Here is a 21,419-nt window from a genome sequence, read left to right as displayed (position 1 = left end):
ATGGATTTTATTTATCTGTTTTATATTCTACTATTCCTGGTTGCATTTTTATATGCATCCGTCGGGCATGGTGGTGCCAGCGGTTATTTGGCATTGATGGCTATCTTCAGCATTGCGCCCGATGTAATGAAACCCACAGCGTTACTGTTGAATTTATTTGTATCGCTTACATCCTTCATACAGTTTTATCGTGGTGGCTATTTCCGGATGAAATTATTTCTGCCTTTTGCATTGGCATCGGTGCCATTTGCTTTTATTGGTGGACTAATTACGATTGATGCTTCTATTTATAAACAGATACTTGGCTGGTTATTGTTGTTGCCTGTGATGCGTTTTTTGTTCTTCAGCAATATCCAGGTCGAAGAACAAAAGAAATATTCATTACTGCTTGTAATTGCAATCGGCGTAACCATCGGTTTTTTGTCAGGGTTGATTGGTATCGGCGGAGGTATTATTTTATCGCCTGTTTTATTATTGCTGAGATGGGCTGATATGAAACAAACAGCAGCCATCAGCGCCCTGTTCATTTTTGTTAATTCACTTTCAGGATTAGCTGGACAGTTAACGAAAGGCATCCATTTTACAACAGACATGTACTTATATGTCGTCATTGCTTTTGTCGGCGGTTTAGCCGGTGCTTATTTCGGCGCTGTTAAAATGAAACAGGTTGTTTTAAAATATACGCTTGCAACGGTCTTATTGGTGGCTGCAGTAAAATTGATTGTTACAAGTATTTAAACAAGGAAGGAATAAATTTGCAGTAAATGATCACTGTTTTATTTTTTGGAAAACTGGCAGAAATAGCAGGCCCAAAAGCCGAACTGCCGCTTATTGCTTCAACCGATGCATTGTTGGAGCAATTGCGTTTACAATATCCTTTGCTTGCTTCCGAAAAGTTTATTGTAGCTGTTGATAAGAAAACGATCACCGGAAATACAACACTCAACGATCATTGCACCGTGGCTTTACTGCCGCCATTTTCTGGAGGATAAACATGAACAGCGACCGCATATATGAACGTTACCAACGCCAGCTGATCCTGAAAGGATTTGGTGCAGAAGCACAACAGAAACTGTTGTCGGCTTCTGTATTGGTGATTGGTGCAGGTGGATTGGGTTGCCCTGTGCTGCAGTATCTTGTTGCAGCAGGTGTTGGCAGCATTGGCATAGTGGATGATGATGTTGTTGCTCTTTCAAATCTGCATCGGCAGGTTTTGTACAATGTGCAGATGGTTGGGAAGTCGAAAGCAGTTTGTGCAGTGGAAGTATTGAAGCAATTGAATCCGCAAGTGAAGTTTACAGTTTACAACGAACGGTTAACAAACAAAAATGCTGCTGCTATTCTTGCAACTTTTGATGTAATTGTTGATGGCTCTGATAATTTCGCTACCCGTTATCTGGTGAATGATACTTGTGTGTTGCTGAAGAAGCCATTGGTGTACGGTGCTATTTCACAATACGAAGGACAGGTTGCAGTATTCAATGTTGAACATAAAAATGAACATTCAGCTAATTACCGAGATCTGTTTCCGCATCCTCCAAAAGAAGGAGAAGTTTTAAACTGTGCAGAAGCAGGTGTGTTGGGCGTATTGCCCGGTATCATCGGCAGCATGATGGCGAATGAAACTATTAAGCTGATTACAGGAACTGGTTTATTACTATCAAACAAACTGTTGACGTATAATACACTCAACAATCAAACCTATGAACTGGAGTTGAGCAAAGCTTTAGAAACAGCATCACTGATTCCATCTTCAATAGAAGCACTGCAGCAAACCGATTATGAATGGTTGTGCAACAATTCAGTTGCTGTAAATGAAATTGATATCGCTGCATTTAATGAAATGATCGCAGAAGCAAAATCGGCAATTGTTGATGTGCGGGAGAAGGATGAAGAACCTGTTGTAACAGAATTCAGCCATATGCAGATTTCGTTAAGCCAGTTACTACAACATGCAAGCTGGTTAACGGAAGATACAATTGTTGTCTTTTGTTTATCGGGCAAACGAAGTGCGGCAGCGGCCAAACAGCTGACAGATTTATTTGGCGACTCGAAAAAGATCTATAGTTTAAAAGGCGGTATTCAGCAATGGATGCAGCAACAAAAACAAACCATGTAATGGAACGTAAGCCTAAAAATATATTTACGCAAGGTGCAATTTCTACTGCATTTATTGCAGACAGTATTGCCAAACATAGCAGTAAAACAAATATTGGAGGTCACAGTATTTTCTTAGGACAGGTTAGAGCCGACGTAATAGATGAAAAGAAAGTAGCAGCGATTGAATACACAACGTATGAAGAACTGGCTTTAGAAAAAATGCACATCATTCGAGAAGAAACGTTTGCGAAGTATGAACTCACCTGCATGCATGTGCATCATAGCTTAGGTAAGGTTGCAGCAGGAGAGATCTGTTTGTTTGTGTTTACATCATCTGCACATCGTCGCCCCGCAATTGACGCTTGCAATGAAGTTGTGGAACGCATCAAAACAGAACTGCCGGTTTGGGGAAAGGAATTATTTGAAGACGAATCACATCAATGGAAAGTAAATCAATAAGCAATGGTCGATATCACACATAAATCAACAACCTTGCGGGAAGCAATTGCATCAGCAACTCTTACAGTTTCCAAACAGGAAACCATTGCTGCTATTCAAAACAAAACTGTTCCTAAAGGCGATGTGTTTGAATTTTCACGTGCAGCAGGTTTACTCGCCATCAAAAAAACAAGCGATGTAATTCCTGATTGTCATCCGTTGCCTGTTGAGTTTGCATCCGTTAAACATGAAATAGATGGATTAAGCATCCGCATTTTTGTTGAGGTACATACCATTTATAAAACAGGAGTGGAAGTGGAAGCCATGCACGGTGCAGCCATCACCGCATTAACGATGTACGATATGCTGAAGCCATTGGATAAAGGCGTTGAGATTTCTTCTATCAAACTGGAAAGCAAGAAAGGTGGTAAAACAGATTTCAAAGATGAACTGAAAGACAGCATCCGTACAGCAGTAATTGTTTGTTCCGATTCTGTTGCAGCAGGTACAAAAGAAGATAGCAGCGGCAAAGCTATTCTGCAAAAACTGCAACAGCATCAACTGAAAACATCGGTGTATGAAATTATCCCCGATGAGTTCGATGCGATTCAAAGCAAAGCCAAACAATACAGCGAAGAAGGATATAATTTAATTCTTTTCACCGGTGGTACAGGTCTTTCGCCGAGAGATATTACACCGGAAGCTATTCAACCATTACTCGATCGGGAAATACCCGGTATGATGGAAGCAGCACGCAACTATGGTCAGCAACGCACACCGTATGCAATGCTGTCGAGAGGTGTAGCAGGTTTCATTAACAACTCACTTATCATTACTTTACCCGGCTCAACCAAAGGTGCAGCAGAAACAATGGATGCATTGTTTCCTTATGCGTTGCATTTGTTTCGTGTGGCAAAGGGCATGCGTCATGAGTAAGAAATAGGCTTTACGTTGCCCGCAACAGCCCGTTTATGCCTGTTTTTGCCGGAATAAATGTCATTTTAACCAATAAAAAATGACGTTGGGTGTCACAACTTTTTTTCGCTCAAATCCTTTGCAGGTAAGACTTTCAGAAAAATAAAATCCTATTTGCCGTCATAAAAACATGCGCATCTTGATTTGATGGCTAACCGCCGGTCCGATAATTTTACATCATCAAATCAGCAGAAAAGCAGCAAAAAGAAGAACAGCAGCTGATTTGAAAGCTCTACAGACAAATTATTAGAACTCTTTTTTTATATGGCAAGCAATCGTTAACGGTCAACTGTTTCTACAGATGACCTTTTTCTTTTTATAGACCTTTTCTTTTTTGTTTGTCGTCCATCTCCTGCAGCAAACAACCAAATTGAAACTTTTCCAACAAACCTATTTATAGAATAAGTTTGCATCAGGTATGCTGCAATCAACGGCACACGCTTTTACTTCATGAATTCAAAATATATTGCTGCAGGTATTGGATTTGCGTTATTATGGTCATCGGCAGCAGCGGCTACAAAAATTGCCTTACAATCAGCTCAGCCATTTGTAATAGCAACAGCACGTTTTTTTATAGCGGGAATAGTGATGTTGTTTCTTGCGCATTTCATCTGGCGTAAACGCTTACCACAAAAAAAAGAATGGATCTTTCTTGCAGTATATGGTTTGCTCAACATCAGTCTTTACCTCGGATTATATGTGGTGGCAATGCAGGAAGTTTCCGCAGGTTTGGGGAGCATGGCGGTAGCTGTAAATCCCGTGCTCATCAGCATTCTTTCTGCTTCCTTATTCGATCATAAAATGGGAGTGAAACATTGGCTTAGTTTATTGCTTTGTAGTGCAGGAGTTGTTGTAGCTGCATGGCCTTTGTTACAAAGCAGTTTTGCAACAGTAAATGGTATTCTCATCATGTTGGTGAGTATGCTGGCTTATTCTGCAGGCGCCATTTATTTTGCCCGCACAAAATGGAACGATCTGCATATACTTACGATCAACGGATGGCAAACATTAATCGGTGGTGCCTTCCTTCTCCCGGTATTGGCATTCACTTATAAAAGCGAGCTCAACCATTTCGATTTTCATTATTTAGGTGGTGTTTTATGGCTGGCTGTTCCTGTATCAATTGGAGCTGTTCAATTATGGCTATGGTTGTTGAAACGTAATGCAGTTACCGCTTCCTACTGGTTGTTTCTTTGTCCCGTTTTCGGGTTTATTATTGCGGCCATCAGTTTAAAAGAACCCATCACCCTGTTCACAGCTGCCGGCGTATTACTGGTAACAATCGGACTTTACCTGGTGCAGAAGAAAGGCGCAGCTGTAAAAAATTAGTAAAGGGTCCCCCAAATTATTACTGAACCCTCAACTTCCTTTTCAATCCGGCAAGGTTGTTTGGTATTTCCTGATGAAGCAAAAGAGTCTAAAATTTACACGATCACCCCACTCTTCACAGAAAAAAATAAAAACTTCTATAATTTTTTTAAGAAGTTTCAAAAGTTTCCCTACTTTAGTTCTGCTGTTTAAAGCGATTGCCCCCAAATGCTGCTTAAAAATAACCGTTACAAAAGACAGATCCAGAAGCATCTCTACTTTGAGAAAGAGCTTTCCTGCGCTGATCTGAGTCTGTTAACAGATAAAAGTCTTCCCCTAACAACGAGGGTATTGAACGAGTTAATTGAAGATGGAGCCGTAGTTGAATCTGGTTATGCCAGCTCCACAGGTGGCCGTCGGCCGTTGGTGTATTCGCTTAAAGCCGATATGCTTTATATTGTTTCGGTAGCCATGGATCAGTTGGTTACACGCATTGCAATTCTCGATATGCAGAATAAGTATGTGTTGGAGCCACTGCGCATCGAACTTCCGTTAAGCAATAACCCAAAGGCATTAACCGAACTTACCCAACACATCAACAGTTATATTCTTGCTTCCGGTATTTCTAAAGAATCCATTGCAGGTATTGGCATTGGTATGCCCGGTTTTGTTGATGTTACCAAGGGCATCAATCATTCGTTTCTAAAAACCGATGGTAACAGCAGCATTGTGAGCTTAGTTGAAGCTGCGGTGGGTGTACCCGTATTTATTGATAATGATTCCAGTTTAATAGCATTAGCCGAATTAAAATTTGGCGCAGCCCGTAGCAAACAAAATGTGATGGTGATAAATGTGGGCTGGGGTATTGGCTTGGGTATGATCATGAAGGGAGAACTCTTTCGTGGCAACAATGGTTTTGCTGGCGAGTTCAGTCATATTCCTCTTTTTACCAATAATAAAATGTGTTCGTGCGGTAAAAGCGGATGTCTTGAAACAGAATCATCATTATTTATTGTTACTGAAAAAGCCATTAAAGGTTTACAGGACGGAAAAGTGTCAAGGCTAAAAAACCTGAAGCTTGAACATGCAGAAGATTCATCAAAAGAAATTATGGATGCTGCTGTAAAAGGCGATAAATATGCCATTGAATTACTGTCGGAAGCCGGCTATAACATCGGTCGTGGTATCGCAATTCTTATTCATTTGCTTAATCCAGAACTGATCATATTAAGTGGTCGTGGTTCTGTGGGAGGAAAAGTATGGTTGGCGCCCATACAGCAAGCGATCAATGAACATTGTATTCCGAAAATTGCAGAGAATACACAATTGGAAATTTCATCATTGGGATTCCAGGCTGAACTGATTGGTGCTGCTTCGTTGGTCATGGATCATTTTGATGCTGTTGACAAACGTAAAACCAAAAGTACAGGTAGTGAAATAAAACTATAAATACACCTTGTTTAAACATCCATTATCCCTTTGTCTTTTTTATTTTTTAAACCCAATAAACAAACTGCAATGAAAATGTTGCTAAAACGATTGCTGCTGTATGCTGTAGCAGCGATGTGCTTTATCGAGGTAAATGCACAGGAAAAAAGATCGGTTACGGGTACGGTTCGGGATGTAGAAGGTAATCCTGTTCCAGCCGCAACTGTTACTGAAAAAGGAACCTCCAATTCTGTTACAACAGATTTAAAAGGTGTGTTCTCGATTAATGTTGCATCTTCTGCAACGCTCGTCATCTCTTCAGTTGGCTTTAGTGATCTGGAAGTAAAAGCCACTTCAACTAGCATAAGTGTTGAGCTGCAATCTGCATCGAAAGAATTGCAGGGTGTAGTGGTAACAGCTCTTGGCATCAAACGTCAGAAAAAGTCGCTGGGTTATGCAGTGCAGGAAGTGAAAGGCAGCACGCTTGTTGATGCACGTGAACCAAATCTTGCTAATACACTCACTGGTGTGGTTGCAGGTTTACAGGTTGTGCGTTCAAGTAATGGTCCCGCCGGTTCATCAAAGATTATCCTGCGTGGTAGTAATTCTCTTACAGGGTCAAACCAACCATTGATTGTGGTTGATGGTGTACCTGTTGATAATTTCACCGGTGGCAGCAATACCGATTACTGGAATCCTTCGTTGGATTATGGTAATGGTTTGGCGGATTTAAACCCCAGCGATATTGAATCGATCACTGTATTGAAAGGACAAACAGCCGCTGCGTTGTACGGTTCACGTGCAGGTAACGGTGCTATTCTTGTTACAACCAAAACAGGTAAGAAACAAGCTGGTCTTGGAATGTCGTTCTCAACAACGCTGGGTTTTGAAAGTGTATTCACAAATCCAGAAATGCAGAGTGTGTTTGGACAGGGAAATAACGGAACTTTCGATGCAACGACAGGTGCAAACTGGGGACCAAAGATCACTGGTCAACAGGTAACGAACTGGAATGGCAAACCTGAAAGTCTTGCTTATCAAAACAACGTTAATAATTTCTACGATAAAGGTTTCAACCAAAACTATAACCTCACTTTCCAGCAACAGTTCAACAATATTTCGATATACAGCTCTTTCAACCGTTATGAAGATAAGAGCATGATACCTGGTGCAAAACTGCTGCGTCATAACTTTACTACCCGTAGTGTAGCAAAATTTGGCAGAGGCGATAAGTGGACAGCTGATATGAAAGTGCAATACTCCAACACAATGGCTCAAAACCGACCATTGGCTGGTAACAACACAAACAACGTTGCAAGATTGTTGTATACTTTCCCCATTTCGCTTGACATTACTCAGTTTAAAGCCGGCACCGATCAATACGATAATATGATTTGGTGGAATAATGCAGGTTCAACTGTAAATCCCTATTGGAGAAGTAAGAATGCCTTGAACCAGGATAGCCGTGACCGTTTTATCCTTACTGGTTCATTAAAATACGATATCGCAAAATGGTTAAGTGCTGAAGTAAAAACAGGGGTTGATATGTACACCAATAATTACATTACAAAAGTAAGAGCTGGTAGTCCTATTGCAACCAATGGCCGTTATGGTACAGGGAAATCGGTTTTTTCTGAAGCAAACTACAGCGGTATGTTAACAGCTAAGAAAGATAATTTGATTTCGAAGCTTAGTGCAAATGCCATGATTGGTGGTAATCTTATGCTCCGTAAAGGTTCAGGTATTGATGGTTCTGCAAATCTTGTTGTACCAAACCTGTTCTCCTTAGGCAATGCGGTTGGTAATCCTTCAATTTCAGAATGGATAAGCGAAAAACGTATCAACTCTGTGTTTGGAACGGCAGGTGTTAACTGGGATGAATATCTCTACCTTGATGCGACTTTCCGTAACGACTGGTCTTCTGCACTAATAAAAGCGAACCGTTCATATTTCTATCCCTCAGTAAGTGCTGCAGTTGTGGTTTCTGAGCTGCTTGAGAGAAAGAATGTAAATATGCCATCATGGTTTAACTACGCAAAGATCAGGGGATCATATGCTTCAGTAGGTAATGATATGGATCCTTATCAACTCTACAATTCTTATTGGATCGGTCGTGATCCGAATAATGCTACTACTGCAGGTCGTAACAATATATTGTTTGACGAGAACGTAGTGAATGAGCTCATTAAATCAAAAGAAATTGGTGCTGAATTGAAATTCCTCGGTAGCCGTGTAACAGTTGATTTCTCTTTGTATAAAAACAATGCAACAAACCAGTTGATCAATTTGCCGCTTGATGCAACAAGTGGATATAATTTTAAGAAGATCAATGCCGGTAACATTCAGAACAAAGGTTACGAGATCATGGTTGATGCACGTGTGATCAACAAATCAGATTTCATTTGGAATGTTTCAGCAAACTTTTCTCACAACGATAACTCTATTATCGATATTCTGAAAGATTCAGGAGTAACAAAATATCAGTTGGGTGGCTTTGATAACATGTCCATTACCGCAACTGCAGGTGAAAAATACGGGGCTATCTATGGTACAACGTTTAAGCGTGTAACAGATGATAAGAGTCCTTACTATGGTCAGCTTATCCTTAATGGTACAACAGGTTTACCACAGCTTGGAGAATCAAATGTGTTCCTCGGTAATCAACAGGCTTTTGGTTTATTAGGTGTTACCAACACATTCGGTTACAAAGGCATTACGCTTTCGTTCCTTGTTGATGCACGTTTTGGCGGTAAAATGTTCTCTTCAACCTTAGCGGCTATGCAGGCAAACGGTAGTGCAGCTGAAACTGTTGTAAATGGTGCAAGAGAAAATTTTGTAGTTCAAGGTGTAGTACCTGATGGTGCTGGTTACAAAGCAAATACCATTTCTGTAACTCCGCAGAACTATTGGACAGCTGTTTCAACCACAGGTAATCTTGGAATTATTGAAGCTAACATTTACGATGCAAGCAACGTTCGTTTAAGAAATGTGCAACTCTCTTATCAATTGCCAAAATCATTCTTGTCGAAAGCTCGTATTCAAAAAGCAACTGTGGGTGTTTCATGCAACAACGTATGGCTCATTTCAAGTCATATGAAAGGATTAGATCCTGAATCAGTTTTTGCAACAGGTACAAATGCATTAGGTTTTGAAAATGCAAGTCCACCCACATCAAGAACAATCTTGTTTAACCTCACACTCAATTTCTAATTCGATCAAACGATTAATATGAAAAAAATATTTATCACAACAGGAATGATGCTGGCGATGGCTGCAACCATCCCTTCCTGTAAAAAATTCGATAGCCTTACAGTAAGTCCTACTGCAGCTACATCTGAGCAGGTGCAGGTAGAATACTTGCTTACCAACTCAATCGTAGGTGCACAAATGGATCCGCATATTGCAGAGCGTGTATTTGTACTCTACTGGCGCAACGCATCTCATCAACAATTGGGTAGTACCATTGCTATAGGTAGTGACGATGATGGATGGTCAAGCGATTATTACCGTTACATTTCTGAATGGTTAAATAATGCAAATGCAGCCATCCAGGTGGCAAATGAAAAAATTGCAGCCGGCAACATCAAACCTTATACAAATAACCTGTTGCAGATGTCACGCATCTGGAGAGCTTATTTGATGAGTGAAATGTCTGATAACTTCGGTCCTATTCCAATCAACGGTTTCCAGGGTACAAACCCAACTTTCTCTGATGTAAAATCGGTTTACTATTTCTTGCTGGATGAGTTGAAAGATGCATCCGCAAAATTAGAAACAAGTGTTACTGCAAAACCGTCAGATGCAAACGGCGATCCTGCTTATGGTTACAGTTATGCAAAATGGAAAAAGTATGCTAACTCAATGCGCATGCGTTTGGCTATGCGGTTGAGCGAAGTGGATGTGGCCAAAGCAAAAGCAGAATTTGAAGCCGCAGCAACAGGTAGCGACTTTATCGCATCTGCTGCAGATTTCTTCCAGGTGCAGGAAAAAGAGGGTTGGGATCCGTTAACAGGTGTAATGAGTCGTGAGTGGAATGCACAGATCCTTTCTGCTTCTTTGAATAATCTTTATACGGGTTTAGGCGGTATTCAATCATCAGCTCAGCTGGCGGCTTCTTATCTTCCTTCAATTAAACCAGCCAATTATGTTGGGTTACGTTTGGTGGATCATTTTCCAACAACAACCAACAATCCCGTTGCTCCTTATTGGATGGATGGATTACCAAACACAATTGACCCAAGAGCATACAAAGCTTTTGCAATTCCCGGTGATTTTACTGATCCTGGATTTTGTTTCTATCCTTCATATGCTACTGACGCAAGTATAACTAACCGCACATTAGCTGCCGGTGGTGCATCAAATGTTGCCGTGAATATAAATGCAACCAATACATTTAATGGTTACAATGGTGGCGATTGGGGTGCAAAGGGTGGAAGAAATACTGTGAGAGCATGGGCTGGTGCAATGCCTCGTTTAAAACAACCATTTAGAAACAGTAAGAACAAGCGCATTTTCTTTGCTTCATGGGAAACTTACTTTTTACTTGCAGAGGCTGCAGTAAAAGGATGGAGTGTTCCAATGAGCGGACAAGCTGCATACGAAAAAGGTATTGAAGAAAGTTTTGCATACTGGGGTGTAAGTTCAAACTTCGCTGCGTATAAAGCATCAACTGATTACAACAGATGCGGCACATCAGTAAGCTGGACGCACACTGCGGAACCTGCAGCGAGTTACACCGCAAACTATGTAGATGGTTATACAAACACACCTGGTACTGCAACTATTCTTTATCCTGTAAATACCATGTATAAAAATGGTACAGTTAAGAATGACCAGTTGAATAAAATCATCACACAAAAATACATTGCACAAAACCCATGGTTGCCACTAGAGTCATGGAGCGATCACAGAAGGCTTGGACTTCCTTTCCTGGAAAATCCATGTGTTGAAAGTGGATCATTGCCTAACAACCCTGCATTAACTTCAGCTACTTATATGACCAATGCAGCAAACTTCTTCCCTCAACGATTGAAATATCCTTCTGGTTTGAAGAACAGCAATGCTAAAGGTTATACACAGGCTGTTGCTGCGCTGGGTGGTGCAGATAATTTGTTTACATCACTTTGGTGGGCAAAAAAATAAAACATAGCTTGAATCTATAGGTAAGATGTAAATTTTTTAAGGAATTACTATAGGTCATCGCCAAAAGGAAGACCAGCTGAATGGTTGGTCTTCCTTTTAAAAATCTATAAATAAAAAGCATGCAACGAATCCGGGTTACATATTATGTATTGTGGCTTTTGATTGGTGCTTCTGCACAAATAGGGTATGCTCAACACAAAGAATATTATCCCGATCCTGACACTGCCATTCAACGCAGGTTGGAAGAATGGAGAGATCTGAAGTTTGGATTGCTCATGCATTGGGGAACTTACAGTCAGTGGGGTATTGTGGAGAGCTGGAGTATTTGTCCTGAAGATTTGGGATGGGCTACTGGTGCAAGAAAAAAAGGTGTTGCAGATAATTACTTTGACTATGTAAAAGCGTATGAAAAACTGCAAACAACATTTAATCCAGTAAAATTCAATCCTGAAAAATGGGCTGCGGCTGCGAAAGATGCGGGCATGAAGTACATGGTGTTTACAACAAAACATCATGATGGGTTTACAATGTTCGATTCGAAGTTTACTGATTACAAGATCACGGATAAAGCAACGCCGTTTTCGAGTAATCCAAGAAGTAATATTACAAAGGAAGTGTTCAACGCATTTCGTAAAGAGCATATGTGGATCGGCGCTTATTTCTCAAAGCCTGATTGGCATACAGATTATTATTGGTGGAAGCAATTTCCACAGAGCGACCGTAACCCAAGTTATTCCGTTCAGAAATATCCTGAGCAATGGGAAAAATTTACAGATTTTACACATAATCAGATTAACGAACTGGTAAGTGATTATGGCAAAGTAGATATTCTTTGGCTTGATGGTGGTTGGGTGAGAAAGAAAACAGATGAAGAAGTAAAAACAGAAATGTTTGAAGTGTACGAAGGCAGCAGATGGGCTCGCAATCCGCAAAGCCAGGATATTAATATGCCTGAGCTTGTAAAGAAAGTGCGTGCAAAACAACCAAAACTTATTGTGGTAGACAGGGCTGTGCCGGGAGAACAACAAAATTATTTAACGCCTGAACAACATATTCCTGAAAACGGATTGCCTTATCCATGGGAAACATGTATGACGATGGCGAACAGCTGGAGCTATGTTCCAAATGACCAATACAAACCAACAAATGAAATAATTGAAAAGCTGGTTGATATTGTAAGCAAAGGAGGAAATTATTTATTGAACATTGGGCCAAGTCCCGAAGGCGAATTTGATCCTGTTGCTTACGACCGCTTAAAAGAAATAGGAGTGTGGATGAAGTTGAATGGTAATGCCATTTACGGTACACGTATGTACAAAATGTTTGGCGAGGGAGATAATATTCGTTTCACACAAAGCAAAGATGGAAAAATATTGAATGTTTTCCTATTCAACTATCCGCAAGGGAATGTGCATATCAAGAATATTTCACTCAACACGAAGTCAACTGTTAAGTTGATAGGTAGTAGCCAGAAGTTGAAATGGAAAACTGGTAGCGAAGGATTGGATATAACATTACCGGCTTCGTTAAAATCCGTGACAGATCATGTGTGGGTATTGCAGGTGCAGTTATAAATTACTTGTACGCAATCAGTATATCGAACTCATTCCTATGGAATAGTCAATTCTCATAATCAGTAGTTTTAGCATACAAAACTATACGGCCGGCCATTCCTGGCTGGCCTCTTTTTTAAAACCTGTATGCGTTGGCCAATTATTTTTTATGAACAGAAAATTTTTGTTTTCGCTTCTACTCGGTTTTTTTGTTTTCGGAACAGCATTATCACAATCTACTGCTCAAAAAATATTACTGCACCAAAACTGGCAATTTAGCCAGCAGAACAAAAACAAATGGTATGCTGCCAAAGTTCCCGGCACAATACATACAGATCTTCTCTACAATAAACTTATTCCCGATCCTTATTACAGGGACAATGAAAAGAAACTTCAATGGATCGGCGAAACAAATTGGGAATACAAAACATCCTTTCAAACAAGTGCTGCTGTTTTACAAAAGAAAAATATTGAACTGGTATTTGATGGATTGGATACGTATGCTGATGTGTATCTCAATGGCCAACTTCTTTTTTCTGCTGATAACATGTTTCGCCAGTGGAAAGCTGATGTGAAAAAATTACTCAAACCCAACAATACGTTATTGATCCGTTTTGCATCTGCAAAAAACAAAGTTGATTCGATTGCAAAATCGAAGCTGCCATTTGTATTGCCCGACAATGCAAGAACCTATGCCCGCAAAGCACAATATCATTTCGGTTGGGATTGGGGGCCGACATTTATTACCTGTGGTATCTGGAAAAACGCATACCTCGAAGCGTTTAATGAACGAGCTGCAGAAAAACAGTTTACTGCAGTCAATAAAGTTGAACTGGTGCAGGAGCCTGATCAATACGGTAAAACATTTTATTTTAAAATTGATGGCAAGCCGGTATATATGAAAGGAGCGAATTATATTCCTTCCGATATGTTTACTTCACGCTTAACAAAAGAAGACTATCGTAAAATTTTAATGCTGGCAAAAGATGCCAACATGAATATGCTGCGTATATGGGGCGGTGGTATTTATGAAGACGATGTGTTTTACGATTTGTGCGATGAACTGGGGATTTACATCTGGCAGGATTTTATGTTTGCCGGCGCAATGGTACCCGGCGATGAAATTTTTTTCAACAATGTTAAAGAAGAAATCAAATATCAAATAAAGCGTTTGCGTCATCATAAATCAATTGTGGTGTGGTGTGGAAATAATGAAGTGGATGAAGCATGGCATCAGTGGGGATGGCAAAAGCAATTCAGTTTGCATGGACAGGATTCTGCAAGAGTTTGGAATGATTATGTGCGTTTGTTTCGTGATAGCATTGCGGCATGGGTAAATGAGTTTGATGGCACAAGACCGTATGTGAGTACATCACCAACAAATGGATGGGGCCGTGCAAAAAGTATTACAGAAGGCGATAGCCATTACTGGGGTGTTTGGTGGGGACTGGAGCCGGTAGAAATTTTTGAGCAAAAGACCGGTCGATTCGTAAGCGAATACGGCATGCAGGCGATGCCCAACTATAGCAGCATTGAAAAGTTTACGTTGCCGCAGGATCGTTTTCTGTTTTCAGATGTCATCAATCATCATCAGAAAGCCGGTAATGGCTTTCTGAAAATTCAATCGTACCTGCATCGTTATTTTATCGATTCAACCAAATTGAAACAACTCTCATTACAAGATTATACTTATCTCACACAATGTTTGCAGTACTACAGTTTTAGAAATGCAATTGCTATTCATCGCAGCAAAGAACCTTACAACATGGGTACGTTGTTGTGGCAGTTGAACGATTGCTGGCCGGTTGCCAGCTGGAGCATTACCGATTACAGTCGTGAACCAAAGGCTGCATGGTATGCAGTAAAAGAAGCGTATCGTGATGATGTAAAACCGGTAAGAGACAGTGTGTATCCAAAAGATCTTAAGTTAAAGAAACCTTCGTTTACAATCAGGCATGAAGGGGAAAACCTGTTCAGCATTTTAAGCAATGTGGATGCGAAATATGTGTACCTGTACAAACAGCAATTTTTTTTTGATATCGACGATAATTATTTTGATTTGAAAGCAGGTGTAAAAAAATATCTAGATGTGAAGAACAGGTATTTCTCAACAAAAGAAATTCCAACGATCAAAATCAAGTCGCTTTTTGATGTGTTAGGAAAACGATAAAGAAAAATTAGTCAGTTAAAATATATTGTGATGAAGAAATTATTGCTTGTGGTTGTATTGCTTGCTTCGGTAAAAACGCATGCTCAGCAAAAAACAGATGCTGTGGCTATTAAAGAGAAGATGCAGTGGTTTGCCGATGCCAAGCTGGGTATTTTTATTCATGCAGGTATTTATGCGGTAAACGGCATTGACGAGTCTTGGAGCTTTCACAACAAAAAGATCAGCTATGCCGATTATATGAAACAGCTGAAGGGATTTACGTTGAAGAATTATGATCCTGCTGCATGGGCCGATCTCATACAGGAAAGCGGTGCAAGATATTCGGTGATCACCACCAAGCATCACGATGGTGTTGCGATGTACGATACGAAAATGAACAAGCTGAGTAGTGTACAGGCAACACCTGCAAAAAAAGATATGATCAAGCCGTTCTTTGAAGAGCTGCGCAAACGCAACATCAAATGCGGTGCTTATTTTTCATTGCTCGACTGGAGCCACCCTGATTATCCCGGTTTTTTAAACGACAGTAGTCGTTACAAAATCGCCAATGATTATGATCGCTGGAATCGCTACCGTTCTTTTTTTCAAGGGCAGATCAAAGAGATCAACACCATGTTCAAACCCGATCTCTGGTGGTTTGATGGTGATTGGGAACGCAGTGCAGAAGAATGGGAATCGCAAAAAGTAAGAAACTTGATTTTAGCAGGCAATGCCAATGCAATTATCAATGGTCGCTTACAAGGCTATGGTGATTACGAAACACCTGAACAGAATTTTCCGGTAACAAGACCCAAGTTCAACTGGTGGGAATTGTGCATGACCACCAATGATAACTGGGGCTTTCATCATGATAACAACTGGAAAACGCCTTATGAAGTAATCAGCATTTTTGTTGATGCAGTTTCAAATGGTGGTAATCTGTTGCTTGATATGGGACCAATGGAAGATGGAACCATCCCTGCTGAACAGGTGAATGTGTTGAAAGAACTGGGTGCATGGAACAAACGTAACGGTGAAGCGATCTTCAATACCATTGGTGGTATTCCGATGGGACATTTTTATGGTCCAACAACATTATCGAAAGATTCCTCAACGTTGTATTTATTCCTGCACGGAAGTTCGGGTGGTAATATCATGATCAAAGGACTGGATAATAAAATTCAGGACATCGCTGTGCTGGGCAGTAATACAAAACTCACACACAAGATCGTTGGCAAAATTTCATGGAGCCATGTGCCCGGTCTTGTATATGTAAATGTTCCGCAAAATGCATTGGACAAGTACATCACTGTTGTAAAAGTAAAACTCGATAAGCCGGTGAAGCTTTATCGTGGACAGGGAGGTTTTAATTAAGAATCGTGAATGAAACCCTGTCAGCGGTTGAAAACCCTGACGGCGGTTGAGTTGAGTTTAAAATTGTTTTATGAAAAGGAAAATTATTCTCTTTAGTTTATTAGTAGCAAGTCTTTATGGTTTTTCTCAAACAAATTATGCAAAGCTTGTTAATCCGTTTATTGGTACAGGTGGGCATGGGCACACGTATCCCGGTGCAAGCATGCCGTTTGGTATGATGCAATTAAGTCCGGATACAAGATTGGAAGGATGGGATGGCTGTGGTGGTTATCATTACAGCGACAGTATTATGTATGGATTTTCGCACACACATTTAAGCGGCACCGGTATTGCCGATTACTGCGATGTGTTGCTGATGCCGTTTACAGGTGAAGTGAAATGGAAGAACAGTGAGTACGCATCAACCTTCTCACACAAAAGCGAAAAGGCACATGCAGGTTATTACGAAGTGTTGTTGAAGAAACACAACATCAATGCGGCACTCACTACATCTTTTCGTTCAGGTATGCATCAGTATACATTTGATGCAGCTGCAACAGAAGGTAAAGTGTTACTCGATCTAAAACACAGGGATGAAGTACTGGAATCATCTTTTGACATAGTCAACGAATATGAAGTAAGAGGTATGCGCCGCAGCAAAAGCTGGGCAACTAATCAGATACTTTACTTCCACATGAAATTTGAAAAACCGATCAAAGAGTTTGGCATTGCGTTGAACGATGTGTTGCAAAACAACATCCGTTCTGCCAGCGGTAAAAACATCAAAGCCTATTTCAGCTTTGATGTAAGCAGCGATAAAGCTGTGCAGGTGAAAGTTGGTATTTCAGGCGTAAGCATGGAAAACGCAAAGCTTAATCTCGACACTGAAATTCCACATTGGAATTTTGCAACGGTAAGGCAACAGGCAGAAGATGAGTGGAATAAAGAGCTGGGTAAGATTGAAGTGAAAGGTGGTAGCAAGGATCAACAGGTGGCTTTTTATACAGCGCTTTATCATGCTTCACTTGCACCGAATATTTATACTGATGTCAACGGCGAATACCGTGGTACAGACTTGAACGTGCACAAAGCTGATGGATTTACTAATTACTCCGTGTTTTCGTTATGGGATACACATCGAGCCTTGCATCCGTTGATGTCGATCATTAATCAAAAAAGAACAGCCGACTGGATCAATACATTTTTAGCACAATACAAACAAGGCGGCATGTTGCCTGTGTGGGAGCTGAGTGGTAATGAAACCTTTTGTATGATCGGTTATCATTCTGTACCCGTTATTGTAGATGCGTATCAAAAAGGAATCAAAGGGTTTGATACGAAGCTGGCATTGGAAGCAATGACGAGCTATGCAGAAAGCAGCCGTTATGGGTTAACGCAATACGGTAGACAAGGTTTTGTAAGCAATGATTACGATCATGAAAGTGCATCGAAGACAGTGGAGTATGCCTATGATGATTGGTGCATTGCTGAATTTGCCAAATGGATCGGTAGTGAAGACGTCGCTAAAAAGTATGCAGCACGTGCATTGAACTATCGGAATCTCTTCGATCCTGCAACGTATCATATTCGTGGTAAAGTGCAGAGCTTTTGGTTTTCGCCATTCAATGCAACGGAAGTCAATAACTTTTTTACGGAAGGGAACTCATGGCATTATTCGTTTTCTGCACAACAGGATATTGATGGCTTGATCAAATTATACGGCGGCAAAGAAAATTTCTTACGCAAGCTGGAAGAATTATTTACAACAAAGCAAGCTATGAGTGGCAGAGACCAGCAAGATGTGACGGGACTCATTGGCCAATATGCACATGGCAACGAACCAAGTCACCACATGGCTTATTTGTTCAACTATGCAGGCAAGCCCTGGCGCACGCAGGAACTCATTCATAAAATCTGTACAGAGTTTTATCCCAACAATCCCGATGGTTTGATTGGTAACGAAGATTGCGGGCAAATGAGTGCTTGGTTTGTTTTGAGTGCAATGGGTATTTATCAACCAACACCCGGCAGTGGTGTGTATGTATTGGGTACGCCGTTGTTTGATGAAGTGAAAATTCATTTAGAGAATGGCAAAACGTTTTCCATCACTGCAAAGAACAGAACAGCGAAAAACTTCTATGTAAACAATGTACTGTTGAACGGTAAAGCACATGCAGCTACGTTTATCAGGAATACAGATGTGGAGAATGGTGGTGAATTGATTTTTGAAATGAGTGCAACGGCCAACAAAACACGTGGCAGCAACAAAGCAGATATTCCTTCATCGAAAGTAAATGATGAACAGTTTGTTGCTGTTCCGTTCTTTCAGATGAATACGAATAAATTCAAGAATAGTGTGTCGGTTACACTGAAACATCTTGATCCGAAAGTTGAGATATATTATGCAATTGTAAATGGAGAAGCAAAGCCTAAGTTTATCCGTTACGAAAAGCCGTTTGCGATTACTGAAACTGCAAATGTAGAATTGTTTGCAAGCAAGAATGGCAAACAGAGCGGACGAATTGCACAGAAGTTTTACAAAGTGCCCGGCGACAGAAGTGTTACTGTGCTGAGTGAAGTGCATCCCATGTACACTGCAGGAGGTAAAGATGCATTGATCGATGGAATTGTTGGTGATGCCAACTGGAAAACAGGCGACTGGCAAAGCTATTATGCAAAAGATTTTGTGGCGATCATCGATCTGCAAAAAGTAAGACCCGTAAAATATGTTGGCATCAATGTGTTGCAGGAAGTAAGTCCGTGGATCGTTTACCCGAAAGAAGTGGTATTTGAGATCAGCAACGATGGTAAAACCTATAAACCTTTAACAACGGTTGTCAATAAAATTTCAACAGATTCAAAAGGGCCGGAAGTACAACAGCTGGGCACCAATGTAACTGCAACCGCACGTTACATTCGTGTGCGTGCAAAAACAGGCGGACAGTTACCTCCATGGCATGAAAGTGCAGGATCGCCTACGCACATTTTCATTGATGAAGTAATTGTGAAATAAATTCAAACCACAACTATCATATCGAGTGGTATATAATTTTGTTTGAACATCCGTTCAACCGTTTGCACTGTTTCAGCTATTGCTAAGCAAACCGTTTTATTTACATTTATCAGAATAATAAAAAGAAGTTATGCGTATTGCGTTCGGTATTTTTTTGCTATTGGTAATTGCTTCTGCACAGGCACAAAAAGTGGAGAACATCATTATTGTTACAACCGACGGCTTACGTTGGCAGGAGGTTTACAGTGGAATGGATTCAGCTATTGCCAACAATAAAAAGTTTCATCGTGGCGACAGCGATTATATCTATAAACATTACTGGGCTGCACCAGCAGAAGAGCGTCGTGCCAAACTGATGCCATTTGTATGGAGTACTATTTCAACAAAGGGACAATTGTACGGCAATCGCAAGTATAACAACTATGTAAACAATGCCAATCCTTATTGGTTTAGTTATCCCGGTTATAGTGAAATCATGACAGGCTATGCAGATACAGCGATCAACTCCAATGATTATAAACCGAATCCTCATGTAACATTACTCGAGTTCCTACATCAGCAACCAAAGTATAAAAATAAAGTAGCGGCGTTTGGTGCATGGGAAGCATTTGATCGTATTTTAAATGAAGAGCGTAGTGGCATTCCTGTGGCTTCGGCTTTTGATACCATTGTTGGGAAGAATCTTACAACAGAGCAAAAGCAAGTGAACCGCATGCTTGTCGATTCTTACAAACCATGGCATGAAGATGAATGTTTGGATGTGTTTACGCATTATGCTGCATTGTCAACATTAAAAGCTGCAAAGCCAAAGGTGTTATACATTGCTTATGGCGAAACAGATGAGTGGGCGCATGCAGGTCAATACCGTTCTTATCTTGATGCTGCTCACCAGGTAGATGCATGGATCAAACAACTATGGGAGTTTGTGCAAAGCAATCCCGACTATCGTAATAAGACTGCTATTTTTATTACTACTGATCATGGCCGTGGCGATGCAATAAAAGCAGAATGGACAAGCCACGGTAGTTCCATTAAAGATGCTTCTGAAATTTGGTTTGCTGTGATGGCTCCGGGTGTAGCGGCTAAAGGTGAAGTGAAGGTCAATCAGCAATTTTATCAACAACAGTTCGCACAAACGATTGCAAAACTTCTGGGAATAACCTACAAAGCAAAGCATCCGGTTGCTGATGCAATAAATGAAGTGCAGAAATAATTTCTATTCGAAAATGCGTGCGAAATGATTCTCCAGGTGGTTACGCATGCCATTCCGGAATTGTTCAGGTGTTCCGTGTTCTAATATTTCCACCAACTCTTTGTGCGACACGAACGTTTTCAATGCTGTTTGTTTTTTCAGCAAACCACTGTTATGTACATAATCAAACACAGGTAATAACATCTTCTGGAATTTTTTCATTGTCTCGTTACCTGTTATCTCGTACAACTTCCCGTGAAAGGCAATTTCATGTTCAACATTAAATAAATGATCTTGTGCAGCTGGCGGTTCGTTGGCAACAATTTGTTTTAATTCTTTTATATCGTCTTTTGTTATACGGTGAAAAAGAAAATCTGCCATACCAATTTCCAGCACCAAACGAATTTCGAACACTTCCTTTAATGTGCCTGGGTCGAGTATGTGTGGGTTCATACTCTTACTAAGGTTTCCGAATATATCGGGACTTGTAATAACTGCACCTTTCTTTTTCTTCGACTCGATTAATCCCATCATCCGCAAACGAAGTAAGGCTTCACGGATAACCGTACGACTCACACCAAGCGCCTCTGCCAGCTCAATTTCTTTGGGAATGCTATCGCCAACTTTTAGCTTTTGTTGCTGTAAAAGTTCCACCAGGTTGGCTTCCACTTTATCCACCAGGCTGCTGGTTTCAATGGTTTTCAAATGGCCGTTCAGAAGTGTTTTCGACATATTATGTAGTACTTAATGTTGTAAAATTAGACAAAA

At 40.5% G+C, this 21,419-nt stretch carries 15 protein-coding genes; 14 read left to right on the top strand and 1 reads right to left on the bottom strand.

The window, feature by feature from the left end:
- The 14 genes from ACO1QW_RS03150 to ACO1QW_RS03085 all read left to right on the top strand — a co-directional run bounded on the left by ACO1QW_RS03150 (position 1) and on the right by ACO1QW_RS03085 (position 20,672).
- The gene (locus ACO1QW_RS03150; protein ID WP_486255604.1) at positions 1 to 738 is read left to right on the top strand and encodes a sulfite exporter TauE/SafE family protein; all 738 of its coding nucleotides are present in this window, start codon (positions 1 to 3) and stop codon (positions 736 to 738) included.
- Positions 739 to 764: 26 nt separating this feature from the next.
- Entirely contained in the window at positions 765 to 992 is a 228-nt protein-coding gene (locus ACO1QW_RS03145; RefSeq protein ID WP_486255603.1) for a MoaD/ThiS family protein, read from the top strand.
- Between the two features lie 2 nt (positions 993 to 994).
- Positions 995 to 2,119 carry a molybdopterin-synthase adenylyltransferase MoeB gene (gene moeB, locus ACO1QW_RS03140; RefSeq protein ID WP_486255601.1) on the top strand — a complete coding sequence of 375 codons (1,125 nt, stop codon included), beginning with the start codon at positions 995 to 997 and terminating at the stop codon, positions 2,117 to 2,119.
- Positions 2,119 to 2,559 carry a molybdenum cofactor biosynthesis protein MoaE gene (locus tag ACO1QW_RS03135; protein ID WP_486255600.1) on the top strand — a complete coding sequence of 147 codons (441 nt, stop codon included), beginning with the start codon at positions 2,119 to 2,121 and terminating at the stop codon, positions 2,557 to 2,559. The genes moeB and ACO1QW_RS03135 overlap by 1 nt, the downstream gene beginning before the upstream one ends.
- 3 nt (positions 2,560 to 2,562) lie before the next feature.
- Complete coding sequence (gene moaCB, locus ACO1QW_RS03130) at positions 2,563 to 3,474, top strand: bifunctional molybdenum cofactor biosynthesis protein MoaC/MoaB (protein WP_486255598.1); 912 nt, start codon at positions 2,563 to 2,565, stop codon at positions 3,472 to 3,474.
- Positions 3,475 to 3,963: 489 nt separating this feature from the next.
- Positions 3,964 to 4,842 carry a DMT family transporter gene (locus ACO1QW_RS03125; RefSeq protein ID WP_486255596.1) on the top strand — a complete coding sequence of 293 codons (879 nt, stop codon included), beginning with the start codon at positions 3,964 to 3,966 and terminating at the stop codon, positions 4,840 to 4,842.
- A 207-nt stretch (positions 4,843 to 5,049) separates the two neighbouring features.
- Positions 5,050 to 6,270 carry an ROK family protein gene (locus tag ACO1QW_RS03120; protein ID WP_486255594.1) on the top strand — a complete coding sequence of 407 codons (1,221 nt, stop codon included), beginning with the start codon at positions 5,050 to 5,052 and terminating at the stop codon, positions 6,268 to 6,270.
- A gap of 69 nt (positions 6,271 to 6,339) precedes the next feature.
- Positions 6,340 to 9,459: a SusC/RagA family TonB-linked outer membrane protein gene (locus ACO1QW_RS03115; protein ID WP_486255592.1), complete on the top strand. Its 3,120-nt coding sequence runs from the start codon at positions 6,340 to 6,342 to the stop codon at positions 9,457 to 9,459.
- 18 nt (positions 9,460 to 9,477) lie between these two features.
- On the top strand, positions 9,478 to 11,391 hold the full coding sequence (locus ACO1QW_RS03110) for a SusD/RagB family nutrient-binding outer membrane lipoprotein (protein WP_486255589.1): 1,914 nt from the start codon (positions 9,478 to 9,480) through the stop codon (positions 11,389 to 11,391).
- Between the two features lie 119 nt (positions 11,392 to 11,510).
- Positions 11,511 to 12,965: an alpha-L-fucosidase gene (locus ACO1QW_RS03105; RefSeq protein WP_486255587.1), complete on the top strand. Its 1,455-nt coding sequence runs from the start codon at positions 11,511 to 11,513 to the stop codon at positions 12,963 to 12,965.
- Between the two features lie 148 nt (positions 12,966 to 13,113).
- Positions 13,114 to 15,114 (top strand): glycoside hydrolase family 2 protein, encoded by a 2,001-nt coding sequence (locus tag ACO1QW_RS03100; RefSeq protein ID WP_486255585.1) that lies wholly within the window; start codon positions 13,114 to 13,116, stop codon positions 15,112 to 15,114.
- 30 nt (positions 15,115 to 15,144) lie between these two features.
- Positions 15,145 to 16,467 (top strand): alpha-L-fucosidase, encoded by a 1,323-nt coding sequence (locus tag ACO1QW_RS03095; protein ID WP_486255583.1) that lies wholly within the window; start codon positions 15,145 to 15,147, stop codon positions 16,465 to 16,467.
- 70 nt (positions 16,468 to 16,537) lie between these two features.
- The gene (locus tag ACO1QW_RS03090; RefSeq protein ID WP_486255581.1) at positions 16,538 to 19,459 is read left to right on the top strand and encodes a GH92 family glycosyl hydrolase; all 2,922 of its coding nucleotides are present in this window, start codon (positions 16,538 to 16,540) and stop codon (positions 19,457 to 19,459) included.
- A 130-nt stretch (positions 19,460 to 19,589) separates the two neighbouring features.
- Positions 19,590 to 20,672, top strand: coding sequence for a sulfatase-like hydrolase/transferase (locus ACO1QW_RS03085; RefSeq protein ID WP_486255580.1), 1,083 nt, complete (start codon positions 19,590 to 19,592; stop codon positions 20,670 to 20,672).
- 3 nt (positions 20,673 to 20,675) lie between these two features.
- On the opposite strand, the gene ACO1QW_RS03080 is transcribed toward ACO1QW_RS03085, so the two are convergent.
- On the bottom strand, positions 20,676 to 21,383 hold the full coding sequence (locus ACO1QW_RS03080; RefSeq protein WP_486255578.1) for a FadR/GntR family transcriptional regulator: 708 nt from the start codon (positions 21,381 to 21,383) through the stop codon (positions 20,676 to 20,678).
- Positions 21,384 to 21,419: the final 36 nt, after the last annotated feature.

Source organism: Lacibacter sp., from assembly GCF_057361365.1.
This window is presented reverse-complemented; position numbering and strand designations above follow the sequence as displayed.